The following is a 15,709-nucleotide window of genomic DNA, read 5'->3' as shown; positions in this document are numbered from 1 at the left end:
TTATGTGTAAACGTTTTCATGCTTATTATAAACCGCTTTCACCCATCCCGCAAGATGCGCTTTTCCCGGTTTATTCCGAACGCATTTTTGTTTTTCTGGCAACTGTGTACAAAAGACGGCTTTTTTCTGAGAAGCAGGGCATTACAGGCGGTCAGGCTGCGCCCATGCTCCATGCACGCACGGCAAGCCCCAGCAGCAGGACCACCAGCAGAACGATGAACACGGTTTTATTGCCAGTTCTTCTCTGTTTCTTTTTGCGGCCTGCCGTGCTGCGGCTTTTGGCCGAGCTGCTGCGCGCTGTGGTGCTTCTGCTGCCGGAGGAACGGCTGCCGGCCGTTTTGCGGCTCTGGGTGCTGCGGTTCTGGCCCTGCTTTGTGCTCTGGCGGGCTGGCTCGTGCGCAGCCGTTTTTTCTTCCGGCGCACGGCTGGATACGATCGGCTCCTTTGCGCCGCAGCGCGCCAGATAATTTTCTGCATCGCGGTAATAGCGGGCAAGTTCATTCTCGCGGAAAGCCGTGCCCACATAGCCGTCTTCCAAGCTCTCCACCGCCTCGTTGAACAGGATCGCCGCCTGAGCGGCATCGGTGTGATCGGTGGCGTGGGCGGCTTCGTTGCGAGCGGTGCGCACAGCATTGCAGGCGCGGCGGGCCGCACCCGGATTGCTGGTATTGCCCAGCAGGTCCAGCGGTTTGGCGGCATCCTTTTCCGGGTCCAGCAGAACCCGCATACAAATGGTGGTATCCAGCTGCTGCCAGCTGTTTTTGCCGGAAAGATCCGGCATACGGTCGTAGTAGTCCGGGCTTTCCTGCTGGCGCTGTGCAACGTGATCCAGCAATGCACCCAAGCTGTGCGCACCGGGTTTGTGCTCCCAGTGCCAGCGCAGCAGGCGGCGGCTGATCTCATCGCAGGCAGTCTTGATCTCAAAGGCAGCCTGTAAGGCTTCTTCCGGCATAATGGTTCTCCCTTCTTCTGGCATACAAAAAAGCGGAGAAGGCATACCGCCCTCTCCGCTGCTGTTTGTGTTACAGCACGAACTGGTAATACACGAAGCCGCACAGTGCCACTGCTGCACAGACAATGGCAGTGATGGGCGGCACCCAGCGGATCAGCGCTTCGGCCACGCTGTCGCGCTCGTCCTCGTATTCTTCCTCGTCGTCATAGGCAGGCTCCGGCTGCTGAGATATCGGCTGTGCACGGCGGGCTGCAGCAGGCATCACACGGGTGCCTTCGTCCGCAGCTGCATGGGATGCCCTGCCCGGGAACTGTGCCCGCATTCCGGCATCCATCACACGGGTCTGCTCTGCAGCAGGTTCTTCCGGCTGTGGTTCTGCTTCACGGCACGGTGCACCCATGATCCGGGTCGGCTCCTCCTGCACGGGCGCTGCGCCCATAATGCGGGTAGGCTCTTCGGCCTGCGGGGCAAGAGGCGTTTCCAGTTCCGGCTCGGTCTGGGCAGGCTGTTCCGGCTGCAGCAGGGTGTTCAGCGCGTTCTGCAGCAGGATGCGGTCGCAGCCGCACTCCGAGCAGTACACGGTATCCTCCTCCTTCGGGTGGAAGGCACCGCAGGCGCAGTACCAGCCATTTTCAAACACCTGCGGCTGATACTTCAGCTCCGGGCGGTTCATGCGGGTCTCCAGCGCCTTTTCCAGCTCAGCAGACAGGCGCTTGGGGGCAGGCAGGCGCACGCGCTTGATGCCGTCCAGATGCACCACCCGCTTGCCGTTGTACACGTTGCACAGCGAAACATCCACGCTGGTGATGGCCTTTGCGGTAACGAACACCGCATCGTCCATGCCAAACAGTTCGCCAGGCTTTACTTCCAAGTCACGGTACTCGAACCGGTCCTCGCACAGAATCACGCCGTCCACGCCCTTGCACTTGAAGTGGATCTCCAGCGCGGTCAGGGTCACCTTGGAAATATTCTTGAAGGTCAGGCAGACCGCGTGCTCCCCGCTGACATCACCCTTGAGCAGCTCCACGCAGACGAACTGCACCGGGCTGCCGGGGGTGTAATAGTTTGCGCGGGTCCGTGCGACCGGGTTAAAATTTTCCTCCACGACACTCGCTCCTTTCCGTTTGGATCAAATCAGTTCTGCGGATCCTGTGCATCCGGCGTTTCCGGTGCAGCGGTCTCCGGCAGCGGCTGGGCCGTTTCGGCCTGTTCGGCAGGCTCAGCGGTCTCTGCAGATTCAGCAGTTTCGGCCTGCTGAGCAGTCTCTGCAGGGGCAGCCTGCACGGTCTGAGCAGGCTGTTCCGGCTTCGGCTCATCGCCTTCACGCGGGGGCAGTGTACCGCCCGCCATAATGATGTTGAACTCCTGCTCGTTGAGCTTCTCGCGTTCCATCAGGGCCTGTGCCAGCGCGTGCAGCTGATCGATGTGCTCGGTCAGGGTGCGGCGGCAGGTCTCGTAGGCTTCATCGATGATATCCCGCATCTCGCCGTCGATCTCGGCAGCGGTGGTCTCGCTGTAGCCCTTGCCCTGACCCAGATCGCGGCCCAGGAAGGTTTCCTCCTGCGAGGTACCGTACACCACAGGGCCAAGCCGCTCCGAGAAGCCGTACTTGGTGATCATCTGGCGGGCAATGTTGGTGGCCTGCTGCAGATCATTGGAAGCACCGGTGGAGATATCCTCCAGGATCAGCTGTTCGGCCACGCGGCCGCCCAGACTGGAAACAATATCCTCGAACATTTCGCCCTTTGTCACGTAGCTGCGGTCTTTCTCAGGCAGATACATGGTGTAGCCGCCAGCCTGACCACGCGGGATAATGGTGATCTCGTGCACACGGGGGTGATGCTTGCAGTAGAAGCCCGCCACAGCGTGGCCTGCCTCGTGGTAAGCAGTCAGCTTCTTTTCCTCCGGGGTCACAACGCGGCTCTTCTTCTCCGGGCCAGCCATCACCTTCATGGAAGCTTCCTCGATATCCTCCATGGTAATGGCCTTGCGGTTGCGGCGTGCAGCCAGCAGAGCCGCTTCGTTGACAAGGTTCTCAAGGTCTGCGCCTGCAAAGCCTGCGGTGCGCTGTGCAATGACCCTGAGAGAGACATCCGGGGCCAGCGGCTTCTTTTTGGTGTGGACCTTGAGGATCTCCTCACGGCCCTTGACATCCGGAAGGCCCACATAGACCTGACGGTCAAAGCGGCCCGGCCGCAGCAGGGCCTTATCCAGAATGTCGGCACGGTTGGTGGCCGCCATGACGATGATGCCGTCGTTGGCCTCAAAGCCGTCCATTTCCACCAGCAGCTGGTTCAGGGTCTGCTCGCGTTCATCGTGGCCGCCGCCCAGACCGGCACCGCGCTGACGGCCCACAGCATCGATCTCATCAATGAAGATGATGCAGGGCATGGACTTCTTTGCCTTATCGAACAGGTCACGCACGCGGGATGCACCCACGCCGACGTACATTTCCACAAAGTCAGAGCCGGAAATGGAATAGAAGGGCACACCGGCCTCTCCTGCGCAGGCGCGGGCCAGCAGGGTCTTGCCGGTGCCCGGAGGGCCTACCAGCAGCACGCCGTGGGGAATGCGTGCGCCCAGAGTGTTGAACTTTTCCGGGCTTTTCAGGAACTCCACGACCTCTTTCAGCTCTTCCTTTTCCTCGTCCTCACCGGCAACATCGGCAAAGGTGGCTGTCTTTTGGTTCTCGTGCTCGTCCTTCACCTTGGCTTTGCCAACGTTCATGATTCCGCCGCCGCCAGCACCGCCGCGCATCATGGAGAACAGCAGGAAGCCGGTGCAGCCCAGCATTGCCAGATAGAACAGGATCTCCATCCATGGGATGTTTTCCTTGACAGGGGTATAATCGTACACCATGGGAGCATCCGGGTTTGCGGCATCGTAGGCGGCAATGTAGTCGCCCACATACTTGACGAACATGGATGCATAGGGCAGCTTGTAGCGCACAGTCACAGTGCCGTCGCTGTTCTTCTGCGCAGCAGTATCCTCATCCGAGGAGGACAGCATACCGCTCAGCAGTCCACCGGTGGCCTGCGTGGTGCTCTGGGACGTGGTATCGGGCAGGGGCAGGTTGTTCTTGCCGCCTTCCTTGAGGTTCATGGTGATGACACCGGTGTTCAGGTCCAGCGAGAACTGCGTGACCTGCAGGCTTTCAAAATAATGCACCACCGTGGAATATTCCATGGAAGAGCTGCTGGCAGCGCCGGTGCCGCCCAGCACCGACCAGACCATCAGCACCGCCGCCAGCGCCAGAGCAAGGATCAGCGGATTGAAACGGGGTCTTTTGGATTGCAAAAAAATCAACTCCAGTTCTTGGATGAATTATAGTGTGAGAAATCACTTCTCGTAGACTTCAGGCTTGAGCACACCCACATAAGGCAGATTGCGGTATTTTTCATCGTAGTCCAGACCGTAGCCCACCACGAACTCGTCCGGCACCTGGAAGCCCTCGTAGTCAGGCTGGATATCGGCCTTGCGGCGGCTGGGCTTGTCCAGAATGGTGCAGATCTTTACCGAGTTGGGGTTGCGCATCTTGAGCATGGGCACCAGATTCGAGAGGGTGACGCCGGTATCCAGAATATCCTCCACGATCAGCACATCCTTGCCGGACAGATCACCGTCCAGATCCTTGATGATCTTTACAAGGCCGCTGGTAACAGTGTTGCTGCCACCGTAGCTGGACACCACCATAAAATCGATGCTGCAGGGAATGCTCACCGCACGCATCAGGTCGGCCATAAACACCACCGAGCCCTTGAGGATGGACACCAGAACAAGGTTCTTGCCCTCGTAATCCTTGCTGATCTGGGCACCCAGCTCAGCAACCTTTGCCTTTAACTCTTCTTCACTGACCAGAACAGTCTTGATATCATCATGCATACTCATGTTATTTCCTCCCTATGTTCCATTTCCATCTGCAGCACCTGCGCAGTGTCTGCATCCGGGGCAAGGCCCTCGGCAAAGCCCGCACCGCAGACCCACAGTACTTCGCTGCCCGCCGCCAGCAGTGGCAGCTGATCGCGCTGGCTGGCCGGGATGCCCGTTTCGTTCATCCACTTGCGCAGCCGGTTGTGTACACTTCGCCCCGCCGGGCGGTAGACATCTCCCGGCTGGCGGGTGCGCAGGACAAGACCAGCATACAACGTAGTTATTCTAGCATAATCCGCCTGATTTTTTAAGTCTTTTTTATGAACGACTTGTATTTTTTCTTCAAAATCAGCCGTAAAAAGCCCTGCAGTCACCTTCCAGCCGCCCGCAAGGCAGTATTCTGCCTGTTTTTCCGGCTGAAAGGGCTGGCTTTCCGGCCGTTTGTCTTCCTGCTGCCGGGGCCGTTCCGGCACAATCTCCTGCCAGAAGCATCCGTCTCCGGCACAAAAGCGCACCCGGTCAGTCAGCTGTACCGCACCGCTGCCGCGCCGCACAAGGCCGCACAGCAGCTGCACATATTTTTCCTCTGCGTCACGCACGGGAGCCGTCAGCGAATGCATGGCTGCTTCCAAAATAAGCGCATCCGCAGCGGAAAGTGGGCCCAGCCGCCACACCGTGCAGGCTTCCGGGCTTTTGATGGCAGCCTGTGCCGCATCCAGACGTGCAGCAGAAAGCAGCTCTTCGGCCTTCCGGGCAAAATAGGCATCCGCGCGGGCTGCCTTCTCGCAGAAGCGGGCAAGGTTTTCCGCCGCTGCGCCGTTGGTGCTTTGCAGCGCAGGCAGCGCCGCACGGCGCACCCGGTTGCGGGCATAGGCATCGGTCGCGTTCGTCTCATCTGTGACCCATGCCTGCCCGGCTGCACGGCAGAAGCTTTCGGTATCCTGCCGGGTAAGGGCCAGCAATGGCCGCAGGTAGCACCCGCGCTTTGGCCGGATGCCTGCCGCACCGTGCAGCCCCGTGCCCCGGGCCAGCCGCAGCAGCAGGGTCTCAGCCTGATCATTTGCAGTATGGGCCGTTGCAACGACATCTATCCCCTCCCCGCACAAACGCGCAAAGCAGGCATAGCGCAGGCGGCGCGCCCAGTCCTCCCCGGCATGTTCCGACGGCAGGCCCACTTCGTCGGCCATCTCTGCAGCATGGAACACCCGCAGCGGCACACCCAGCCGGGCGCATTCCGCCCGCACAAAGGCTTCGTCCCGGTCGGCGCTCTCACCGCGCATGCCGTGGTTCACATGGCAGGCCGAAAGCACAAACCCGAATTCCGGCTGCAGGGCCAGCAGGATACGCAGCAGTGCCATGCTGTCTGCCCTGCCGGACACTGCCGCAGCCAAGTGCAGCGGCTCACCCGGACAAAGCAGCTTTTCTCGCAGAGCAAACATGCGCACATGCGCCAGAATTTTTTCATTGTTCATCAGCGTTTAAAGTCCACATCCATAAAGCGGGTGTGGGCACCATCCCAGCCCAGCGGCACCGTGCTGGTCTCGCCGTGACGGTTCTTCGCCACGATGCACTCTGCCGTATCGGCATCCACCTCAGCGCCGTCCGGGTTCTGGCTGGCATAGTAGGAATCGCGGTACAGGAACAGAACGCAGTCGGCATCCTGCTCGATAGAACCAGAATCGCGCAGGTCGGAAAGCTGGGGCCGGTGGCTGGAATTGTTGCCCTGCTTTTCCACCGCACGGGACAGCTGAGAAAGTGCGATGATGGGCACATTCATTTCCTTTGCCATGATCTTGAGGTTTCGGGTGATGGAGCTGATCTCCTGCACGCGGTTCTCGCTGCGCTGGCCGGTGGTCATCAGCTGCAGATAGTCGATGACGATGAGACCCACATTCGGGCGGGTGGGGTCCTGATTCACCCGGCGGATCTTCGCCTTCATCTCGGTGATGGTGATGCCGGAGGTATCGTCCATATAGATGGGTGCATCGTGCAGCTTTTCGGTGGCAAGGGCCAGATATTCCCAGTCCTCGGCGCGCAGGGCACCGGTGCGGAATGCCTGACTGTCGATGCCGGCCTCGGCAGAAAGGATGCGGTTCGTGAGTTGTTCCTTGGTCATTTCCAAGCTGAAAATGGCCACCGGCACCTTCTGCTGCATGGCCACGCGGGTGGCGATGTTCAGCGCAAAGCTGGTCTTGCCCATACCGGGGCGGGCCGCAAGGATGATGAGGTCGCCGCGGCCAAGGCCGGTGAGCACCGTATCCAGCAGGCGGAAGCCTGTGGGGATGCCCTTGTATTTGTCCGCATCCGGGCCGCTGATCTTCTGCAGGTTGGTCAGGGTCTCCACCATGCTGGAGGAAAGCGGTGTCAGTGCGCTGGAATCGCGGCCGGAGCGGATCTCATAAATGCGCTGCTCCGCGTTTTCCAGCAGCAGGTCGGCATCCGGCTCATCTCCGGCATCCTGCAGGATGTCCTTTGCAACGCCCATCAGCTGGCGCACCAGATACTTTTCCTGCACGATCTGGGCATAGGCCTTCACATTGGAGATGCTGGGCACCGTCTCGGCAAGGCCGGTCAGGTACACCTTTGCTTCGTCGGCACTGGGGAACACGCCGTCCGAGATAACAGCGTCCAGCAATGTCACAAAGTCGATGGTCTGGTCGGCGGTGAACAGGCGCAGCATTTCGGAGTAGATCTGCGCGTTCTGCCGGGTGTAGAACATCTCCGGCCGGATGATCTCCACCAAGTCGGTGAGCGTTTCCGGTTTGAGCAGCACCGCACCCAGCACGCTCTGCTCTGCCTGCATGTTGTAGGGCAGGTTGATGCCCACGCTTTCCAGATTCAGTTCATTGGAATAATGTCGTTCGTTCGGCATGGTAGTTTATCCTTTTGCATCATTTCGCTGAAAAGCCAAAAAGCGCCCCCTGCTGTGAGGGGGCGCAGATGGCAGAAAAATCAGGCCTGTTCCACTTCCACCATGATCTTGAAAGAAGCGACCACACCAACGTGCAGACGAACCTTGCCGTTGAACACACCGGCATCCTTGATATCCTTGGTCTCCAGCTCGATCTTCTTCTTATCGATGGGTGCGCCTGCCAGCTGAGCCAAAGCATCGGCAACTTCCTTGCCGGTGACTTTGCCGTGCAGACGGCCGGATGCACCGCCCTTGGCCTTGATGGTCACGGTCTTGCCCTCGATCTTTGCGGCCAGATCCTTGGCAGCAGCTACGGTCTCAGCCTCGTGGAAATCGGCAGCAGCTTCCTTGCTGCGGGCAACGTTCACAGCGCTGGCATCTGCCACAGCGGCCAGCTTGCGCGGGAACAGATAGTTGCGGGCGTAGCCGTCGGAGACCTCGTGGATCTCGTCCTTCTTGCCAATGCCCTTGATATCCTGCTTGAGAATCACTTTCATGATGTTATCCCTCACTTCTCACCGGAAAACCGGTGCAGTTGTTGTGTTTATAGTATAGCGCATTTGTCGCTTTTGGGCAAGAGGAAGCGCGCATTGCAGCATTATCCTCAAGTGAACTCCCCCAGTCCGCTTCGCAGACAGCCCCCTCTGAGATGGGGCCTTTGGCAAAACCGAAGGCTTGTCCTTTTCGCCAGAGGCTCCTTCTTTGAGACAGACTCCCCCGGCCGGGGGAGGTGGCACAAAGTGCCAGAAGGGGAACAGCTGGCATCACGCAAGTGATGACTGAAGGAGTTTTCTTATTTCAGTTCCTTTGCCGCCACGTCCAGAGCTACCTCAATGACCTTGTCCATGTCATAGTACTTATACTCGCCCAGACGGCCGCCAAAGATCACGTCCGGCTCCGCATCGGCCAGCTTCTTGTACTCGGCATACAGGGCACCGTTCTTCTCGTCATTGACGGGGTAGTACGGCTCGTCGCCCTTCTTCCACTCAGCGCTGTACTCGCGGCTGATGACCGTTTTGGGCTGGGTGCCGAACTCAAAGTGCTTGTGCTCGATGATGCGGGTGTAGGGAGTTTCCGCATCGGTATAGTTGACCACTGCGTTGCCCTGATAGTTGTCGGTGTCCATCACCTCGGTCTCAAAGCGGACGCTGCGGTACTGCAGAGCACCCAGCTTGTAGCCAAAGTAGGCATCCACCGGGCCGGTGTAGACCACCTTCTCGGCCAGAGCGTTCAGATTTTCGCGGTCGGCCAGATAGTCCACATTCAGCCGCACCTCGGTGCCGTCCAGCATCTTTTCCACCATGGCGGTGTAGCCGCCATTGGGAATGCCCTGATACAGTGCGTTGAAATAGTTGTCGTCGTAGGTGAAGCGCACTGGCAGACGCTTGATAATGAAGGCCGGCAGTTCGGTGCAGGGGCGGCCCCACTGCTTGCCAGTGTAGCCCTTGATAAGCTTTTCGTAGATATCGGTGCCCACAAGGCTGATGGCCTGCTCTTCCAGATTCTGCGGGTCGGTGATGCCTGCTTCCTTCTTCTGCTCTTCGATCTTGGCCTTGGCTTCGGCAGGGGTAACAACGCCCCACATCTTATTAAAGGTGTTCATATTGAAGGGCAGGTTGTAGATCTCGCCGTGGTAGTTTGCCACCGGGCTGTTGGTGTAGCGGTTGAACTCTGCAAACTGGTTCACATACTGCCACACAGCCTTGTTGTTGGTGTGGAAGATATGTGCACCGTAGCGGTGGACGTTGATGCCCTCCACCGGCTCCGTGTAGATATTGCCTGCAATGTGGCTGCGCTTATCGATCACAAGACACTTCTTGCCTGCCTTTTTTGCTTCCTGTGCAAAGACCGCGCCGTAAAGGCCGGCACCAACGATCAGGTAATCGTACTGTTTCATGGGTGTGATCCTCTCTGTTCCGTTTATTTTCCTTCTACATCGCCCTTTTTCTGCGATGCATAGTATTTGTCGATGGCACCTTCGATGCGGGCACGGGCTGCTTCCGGCGTGATATGCTTGAGCTGTGCTGCTGCCATGGTCTGGTGGCCGCCGCCGCCCAAAGATTCCATGATCACCTGCACGTTCACGGCACCCAGACTGCGGGCCGAAATGTTCACGCCTGTGCCCACCTGCACTGCCACAAAGCTGGCATCCACGCCCTGAATGGTCAGCAGATCGTTTGCCGCCTGTGCAATGGCCACGCGGGCTTCCGGCGCCACCTCGCCGCTGACGGAGATCGCGCAATTTTTGTACATGCGTGCTTTTTCCACCAGATCTGCCTTGGCATTGTACTCCACCATTGTCACATCGAACAGCTGGCGCACCCGCTCCGTCTCCGCGCCATAGCGGCGCAGCGCAGCGGCAGCTTCAAAGGTACGCACACCGGTGTGCAGGGTAAAATCGCGGGTATCCAGCATGATGCCGGACAAAAGGCCCTCGGCCTCCACACGGTTGGGCTTGTCGTCGCGCTCGCCCACGTACTGCAAAAGCTCCGTGACCAGCTCACTGGCCGAGGAAGAATACGGCTCATGACAGACCAGCGCCGGGTTCTCGATATAGCCCACGCCCTTGCGGTGGTGGTCGATTACGGCTACCTTGCCGCATTTTTCCAGAATATCCTTGCTTTCCACAAGGCCCACCTGATATGTATCCACCACGATGCACAAGGTGCGCTTGGAGATGATGGGCAGTGCGTCCTTCGGGTCGATAAAGTCGTCCTTCTGGCCTGCACGGCACAATGCATCGATCAGGCTGCCCGCAAGGGTAGCGTCACGCCGCACCGCGATCACCGCCGGGACATCGCATATTTTGCAGATGCGCAGCACGCCCTCGGCAGAGCCGATGGCATCCAGGTCGCTCATGCGGTGGCCCATGATGACCACATGGTCGGCTTCCTTGATCAGCTTCACCAGCTGATCGGCCACGATGCGGCTGCGCACCTTGCTGCGCTTTTCCACACCGTGGCTCACGCCGCCGTAGAACGTAAAGCCGTCCGGTGTCATTTCAGCGGCCTGATCGCCGCCGCGGCCCTGCGCCATATCCAGCGCCTGCACGGCCATATCCTGGGCTTCCCGCAGGGTCTTGGCCCCGCGGCCAATGCCGATGGACAGCGAAAGGTTCACGCTGGGATCCAGCGCACGGATCTTGTCCAGCACATCGTAGCCCCGGTTGGCGAACTGCTCCATCTGGCGCTCTTCCACCACAGCGATATAGCGGCCGCTGGCCACACGGCGCAAAAAGCCGCTGCCCCGGCCGATCATATCCTCCAGCGTGCGGTTGATGCCTTCCAGCAGGCGGGCACGCTCGCTGTCCAGCATGTCACCGAACACATCGTCGTAGCCGTCCACCAGAAACACCAGATAGCCCGGACGGCTGGCTTTGTATTCCGCCTCCACCTTGCGCAGGGCGGTCTCCTCGTTCAGCACCAGAAGGGTCATGCTCTCCGCATCGCCGGGCACCGTGGAGCTGTGTACGCTCCACATGCCGTCCGCGAGGGTCAGCAGCTGGCCCTCCTGCTTGCGGCACTGCTGCAGATCAAGGCCGGGCAGCACCTTCTGCACGCGGTTCACCAGCGCATCCTGTCCGTTCAACAGGCGGGTGCGGAACTGTGCATTGTACCACAGCACCGTCTCACCGGAAAGCAGCGCGGCCGGCTGAGAGAGCGGCTCCAGACTGAACTGCAGCTTGGAGCCTTCAAAGCTGCCGCCGCACATCCACCGGGCCACCCACTTGCGCAGCTGGCAGCGGAACAGCACCACCACAACGCCCCACAGCACCACCAGTGCCAGCAGCGCCGGCCATGCCGTGGGCCGCTGGATCAGCAGCACCAGCACCAGCAGGCCGCACAGCACGGCCAGACTGGCGGTGAGCATCTCCAATGTCCATCTTGGTTTTTGTTTCATCAAATCTCCTGCCTTCCGCCGCATTGTTTGCGGCAGCGTGCCCGGATTAGACCTCCATCAGGATGGGAAGGATCATCGGGCTGCGCTTGGTGCGCCGATAGATATAGCTGCTCAGTGCCTCGCGCACGCGGGTCTTGACGCTGTTCCAATCGCGCACATGTTCATCCACGCAGCGGTCCAGCGCATTTTCCACGATGCTCTGTGCACCGTCCATCAGGCTCTCGTTCTCGCGCACATACACAAAGCCGCGGCTCACAAGGTCCGGGCCGGCCAGCACCTTGCCGGTCTTGCTGTCCACGGTGGCCACAATGATGACCAGACCGTCCTCGGACAGGTGCTTGCGGTCGCGCAGGACCACATTGCCCACGTCGCCCACGCCAAGGCCGTCCACCATCACTGCACCGGCGGTGACAGGCTCACCCAGCTTTATCTCGTCCTGGCTGAGAATGACATTGGAACCGTTCTCCGCGATCAGAATGTTGCTGGTAGGGATGCCAAGGCTGGCAGCGGTGAGGGCATGCTTTTTGAGCTGCTTGTACTCGCCGTGCACCGGCAGGAAATACTTGGGCTTCGTCAGGGTGAGCATGAGTTTCTGCTCTTCCTGACAGGCGTGGCCGGAAACATGCACATCGTACATGCTCTCGTAAATGACCTCTGCACCCAGCAGCAGCAGACCGTTGACGATCTTGGTCACGCTCTTCTCGTTGCCGGGAATGGGATTTGCCGAAATGATAATGAAGTCGCCGGGGCCCACGCGCACCTGACGGTGGCTGCAGGACGCCATACGGGAAAGGGCACTCAAGGGTTCGCCCTGGCTGCCGGTGGTAATGAGCACTACCTGCTCCGGAGGATACTGGTTCAGCTCATCCACGCTGATGAGGGTGCCCTCCGGGATGTGCATATAGCCCAGCTCCTGCGCCATGGCGGTGTTGTTCACCATGCTGCGGCCGCTGAATGCCACCTTGCGGCCATCCTCCACGGCCAGATCGATGATCTGCTGCACGCGGTAGATGTTGGAAGCAAAGGTGGCAATGATGATCCGCTTGTTGCGGGCACGGGCGAACAGATTGCGCACGCCTGCAGCCACCTTCTGCTCGGTGGCGGTAAAGCCCGGGCGCTCGGAGTTGGTGGAATCGCTCAGCAGAGCCAGCACGCCGCGCTGGCCGTACTCGGCCAGTGTGGACAGGTCGGTGACACCGCAGGCCAGCGGAGTGTAATCGATCTTGAAGTCGCCGGTCTGGATGATGGTGCCAGCCGGGCTGTCGATGGCAAAGGCCACCGCATCCGGGATGGAGTGGTTCACATGGATGGGCTCAATGGTAAAGCAGCCCAGCTTGATCTTCTGTCTGGGGGTGATCTCCACGAACTTGGTCTTGCCTGCCAGACCGAACTCCTCCAGCTTGTTGCGGATCAGGCCGCAGGTCAGGCGGGTGCCATAGATGGGCAGATCAAATTTCTGCAGCAGATACGGGATGCTGCCGATGTGGTCTTCGTGGCCGTGGGTGATGAGCAGGCCCTTGATCTTATCCTTGTTCTGCACCACAAAGGTGAAGTCCGGGATGACCATGTCCACGCCGTACATGTCGCTGTCCGGGAACACAAGGCCGCAGTCCACGATGATCATGTCGCCGTTGCACTCGTACACGGTCATGTTCTTGCCCACTTCGCCCAGACCACCCAGCGGGTAGATGTGGATGGGCACAGCGGCCTCTCTGGGCTGCTGCGGGCGGCGGGGCCGACGGTTATAATAAGGGCGGCGGGTGGTGCGGGGGCGCTTTTCGCCCGTCTGCGCGGCGGGTGCGCCGGTGCTCTGAGCAGCAGCTGTTGCCTTGCTGCGTGCGGAATTATTGGTATTTTCTTTCGACTGTGCCATTCTGACCTCCAAAATAATTACAGCGCAGGCCGTCCCCGCTTGTGGGAACAGCCGCGCTGTGCATGGGAAGCACCTTGAAAAATCGCATCGGCTTCCGTTGGATGCACCGTATAGAATTTATTTCTCAGCGTGTTTTTTGCAAACCGCTGCCTGTTCCGTAAGAGGTTTTGTGCCAGATAGGTCCATCTGCTCGATGCGACCGTGGCTTTTCTGTTGGAACGCCCGGGCACACGCCTGCGGTGCGCCCCTATACGCATTTTGTTAGGATAAGTATAGTATTTCCCGGCGTTTTTGTCAATTCCAAGGTTTGGCAGCTCCAGCACGGAATATACATTCGCACTTGACAGAAGCCGGAAAATAGCGCTAAATAGAAGCAACTCATTTTAGAAGGAGAACCGCATGAAGCAGGTCGAAGTGTACACCGACGGCGCATGCAGCGGCAATCCCGGCCCGGGCGGCTGGGGTGCCGTGCTGCGCTACCGTTTTAACGGCAAAGTTTACGAAAAAGAGCTGAGCGGCGGCGACGACAGCACCACCAACAACCGCATGGAGCTGACAGCCTTTATCGAAGCACTGCGCCAGCTCAAGGAGCCGTGCGAGGTACGGCTGTGCTCCGACAGCCAGTATGTCATCAACGGGCTTCAGAAGGGCTGGGCCAAAAACTGGCAGCGCCGGGGCTGGAAAAAAGCAGATGGCTCCCCCGCCCTGAACCCGGACCTCTGGGCACAGGCACTGGAGCAGGAAGCCCGGCACAAGATCACCTACGTCTGGGTCAAGGGCCACGCAGGCCACCCGGAGAACGAACGCTGCGACCAGCTGGCCGTGGCCCAAAGCAAAGCACATGGCGGGAGGCAGGGAACATGAGCGACACATTTTTGCCCGGCAGTGGGTTCGACACCTACGAGAGTCAGGATAAGGTTCTGGTGCAGATGGACGGCAGCAGAGAATGCGCCGTAGCTGTGCGCATTTTACAGCAGCAGGGCTTTGCCGTGGCGGGCGCTGCCGTGCGGCTGGCAGCAGAACAGACCGCCGATGCGGAAAGCGCCAAAAAGGCAGCAGAGGCCCTTGGCATCGAGTGCATCGTGCTGAACGCCGAAGCACTGGCCGGGCAGGACGCAGACGTTCTGGGCGAAGGCGGCACGCCGCTGTTTGCCGCCCTGCTGACGGCTGCAGACAAGCTTGGGATGCAATATGTGGCAACCACTCACCGTGCCCGGGTGGAGACCGGTGCAGACGGCGTGCACACCGTCTGCCCGCCCGCAGGCACCGGCAGTGATGACAGCACGATTCTTGCAGCTCTGCCGCAGGAAACGCTGGCACGGCTGATCTTGCCGCTTGGCGATTTTGCCCCGGAAGATGTGGCGGAGATGGCCGAGGATTTTAAAGTTTAACCGTACGTTTCAAATGGCCTCCGTTGCACTCTGGCCATATTCAGCGGAAACATTATTTTTATATTAGAATTCCGGAAAATCTGCGGATTTTCCGGAATTCTTTTTTACAGGCAAGGCCGCTGCGGCACACGGCATCTGCTGTTTTTGCTTCCTGCGGAAACAGCCGCACGGCGGCAGAAATGCATTCTGCGGTTCGGACCCCATTCCCGTGAAAATGAAAATCGGGAACATCCGCAGATGTTCCCGATTTTCGCATTATCAATATAATTTCCGCTGAATATGGCGCAGCACACGCGGAGCCATTCCAAATCGTTTTGTCAGTTCTGGGGATGCACGATATCGCGCCAATCCAGATCGCCGCGCTCCAAGCCGTGGATCAGTACCTCGGCAGTGGCAATGTTGGTGGCCATGGGGATGTTGTGCACATCGCACAGGCGCAGCAGCGTCATTTCGTTGGGTTCGCTGGGCTTTGCGTTGATGGGATCACGGAAGAACAGCAACAGGTCGATCTCATTGCAGGCGATGCGGGATGCGATCTGCTGGTCGCCGCCCTGCACACCGGCCAGAAAGCGTTGCACCTGTAAGCCGGTAGCTTCTGCGATCAGTTTACCGGTGGTGCCGGTCGCTACCAGTTTATGCTGGCTCAGGATGCGGCAGTACGCCGTACAAAACTGAACCATCAGCTCCTTTTTGGAGTCATGCGCAATGAGTGCAATCGTCATCCGTTACCCTCTCCTCTTCCTAAACGATTGGAACGCTTTTGTAAAAAAGTCCTTCGCCTGAAATGATATCACAAAATCCAATCTTTTACA

General features: G+C 59.2%; 13 protein-coding genes. 2 read left to right on the top strand and 11 right to left on the bottom strand.

The features are described 5' to 3' along the window. Positions 1 to 151 precede the first annotated feature (151 nt). The 10 genes from PXT33_RS06770 to PXT33_RS06725 form a co-directional block, all read right to left on the bottom strand. A complete protein-coding gene (locus PXT33_RS06770; protein ID WP_165852869.1) occupies positions 152 to 952 on the bottom strand; it encodes a hypothetical protein in 801 nt (266 codons plus the stop codon). Positions 953 to 1,022: 70 nt separating this feature from the next. Next, complete coding sequence (locus PXT33_RS06765) at positions 1,023 to 2,057, bottom strand: hypothetical protein (RefSeq protein ID WP_097774794.1); 1,035 nt, start codon at positions 2,055 to 2,057, stop codon at positions 1,023 to 1,025. A gap of 29 nt (positions 2,058 to 2,086) precedes the next feature. Continuing rightward, positions 2,087 to 4,258: an ATP-dependent zinc metalloprotease FtsH gene (gene ftsH / locus PXT33_RS06760; protein ID WP_332376179.1), complete on the bottom strand. Its 2,172-nt coding sequence runs from the start codon at positions 4,256 to 4,258 to the stop codon at positions 2,087 to 2,089. A gap of 33 nt (positions 4,259 to 4,291) precedes the next feature. Continuing rightward, positions 4,292 to 4,840, bottom strand: a complete 549-nt coding sequence (gene hpt / locus PXT33_RS06755; protein ID WP_005940003.1) for a hypoxanthine phosphoribosyltransferase — start codon at positions 4,838 to 4,840, stop codon at positions 4,292 to 4,294. Next, positions 4,837 to 6,294, bottom strand: a complete 1,458-nt coding sequence (tilS, locus tag PXT33_RS06750; protein ID WP_347070532.1) for a tRNA lysidine(34) synthetase TilS — start codon at positions 6,292 to 6,294, stop codon at positions 4,837 to 4,839. Before tilS ends, hpt begins: the two co-directional genes overlap by 4 nt. Then, positions 6,294 to 7,694, bottom strand: coding sequence for a replicative DNA helicase (dnaB, locus tag PXT33_RS06745; RefSeq protein ID WP_005939997.1), 1,401 nt, complete (start codon positions 7,692 to 7,694; stop codon positions 6,294 to 6,296). The genes tilS and dnaB overlap by 1 nt, the downstream gene beginning before the upstream one ends. An 80-nt stretch (positions 7,695 to 7,774) precedes the next feature. After that, entirely contained in the window at positions 7,775 to 8,230 is a 456-nt protein-coding gene (gene rplI, locus PXT33_RS06740; protein WP_005939994.1) for a 50S ribosomal protein L9, read from the bottom strand. Positions 8,231 to 8,526: 296 nt separating this feature from the next. Further along, positions 8,527 to 9,630, bottom strand: a complete 1,104-nt coding sequence (glf, locus tag PXT33_RS06735; RefSeq protein ID WP_207698260.1) for a UDP-galactopyranose mutase — start codon at positions 9,628 to 9,630, stop codon at positions 8,527 to 8,529. A gap of 23 nt (positions 9,631 to 9,653) precedes the next feature. Then, positions 9,654 to 11,633 (bottom strand): DHH family phosphoesterase, encoded by a 1,980-nt coding sequence (locus tag PXT33_RS06730; RefSeq protein ID WP_242959927.1) that lies wholly within the window; start codon positions 11,631 to 11,633, stop codon positions 9,654 to 9,656. A gap of 46 nt (positions 11,634 to 11,679) precedes the next feature. Beyond that, positions 11,680 to 13,506 (bottom strand): ribonuclease J, encoded by a 1,827-nt coding sequence (locus PXT33_RS06725; RefSeq protein WP_332376175.1) that lies wholly within the window; start codon positions 13,504 to 13,506, stop codon positions 11,680 to 11,682. Between the two features lie 399 nt (positions 13,507 to 13,905). Here PXT33_RS06725 and rnhA point away from each other — a divergent pair, with 399 nt between their 5' ends. Beyond that, on the top strand, positions 13,906 to 14,370 hold the full coding sequence (gene rnhA, locus PXT33_RS06720; protein WP_005939979.1) for a ribonuclease HI: 465 nt from the start codon (positions 13,906 to 13,908) through the stop codon (positions 14,368 to 14,370). After that, positions 14,367 to 14,897: a hypothetical protein gene (locus PXT33_RS06715; RefSeq protein WP_097778181.1), complete on the top strand. Its 531-nt coding sequence runs from the start codon at positions 14,367 to 14,369 to the stop codon at positions 14,895 to 14,897. The genes rnhA and PXT33_RS06715 overlap by 4 nt, the downstream gene beginning before the upstream one ends. A gap of 317 nt (positions 14,898 to 15,214) precedes the next feature. Here the strand turns inward: PXT33_RS06715 and mgsA are convergent, their stop codons facing one another. After that, a complete protein-coding gene (mgsA, locus tag PXT33_RS06710) occupies positions 15,215 to 15,619 on the bottom strand; it encodes a methylglyoxal synthase (protein WP_005939970.1) in 405 nt (134 codons plus the stop codon). Positions 15,620 to 15,709: the final 90 nt, after the last annotated feature.

It is taken from the genome of Faecalibacterium taiwanense (genome assembly GCF_036632915.2).
Lineage (GTDB): Bacteria > Bacillota > Clostridia > Oscillospirales > Ruminococcaceae > Faecalibacterium > Faecalibacterium taiwanense.
This window is presented reverse-complemented; position numbering and strand designations above follow the sequence as displayed.

Coding starts and splice junctions, on each gene's coding strand:
- PXT33_RS06770 (WP_165852869.1), bottom strand. CDS start 952: ATGCCGGAAGAAGCCTTACAGGCTGCCTTTGAGATCAAGACTGCCTGC.
- hpt (WP_005940003.1), bottom strand. CDS start 4,840: ATGAGTATGCATGATGATATCAAGACTGTTCTGGTCAGTGAAGAAGAG.
- tilS (WP_347070532.1), bottom strand. CDS start 6,294: ATGAACAATGAAAAAATTCTGGCGCATGTGCGCATGTTTGCTCTGCGA.
- dnaB (WP_005939997.1), bottom strand. CDS start 7,694: ATGCCGAACGAACGACATTATTCCAATGAACTGAATCTGGAAAGCGTG.
- rplI (WP_005939994.1), bottom strand. CDS start 8,230: ATGAAAGTGATTCTCAAGCAGGATATCAAGGGCATTGGCAAGAAGGAC.
- glf (WP_207698260.1), bottom strand. CDS start 9,630: ATGAAACAGTACGATTACCTGATCGTTGGTGCCGGCCTTTACGGCGCG.
- PXT33_RS06730 (WP_242959927.1), bottom strand. CDS start 11,633: ATGAAACAAAAACCAAGATGGACATTGGAGATGCTCACCGCCAGTCTG.
- PXT33_RS06725 (WP_332376175.1), bottom strand. CDS start 13,506: ATGGCACAGTCGAAAGAAAATACCAATAATTCCGCACGCAGCAAGGCA.
- rnhA (WP_005939979.1), top strand. CDS start 13,906: ATGAAGCAGGTCGAAGTGTACACCGACGGCGCATGCAGCGGCAATCCC.
- PXT33_RS06715 (WP_097778181.1), top strand. CDS start 14,367: ATGAGCGACACATTTTTGCCCGGCAGTGGGTTCGACACCTACGAGAGT.
- mgsA (WP_005939970.1), bottom strand. CDS start 15,619: ATGACGATTGCACTCATTGCGCATGACTCCAAAAAGGAGCTGATGGTT.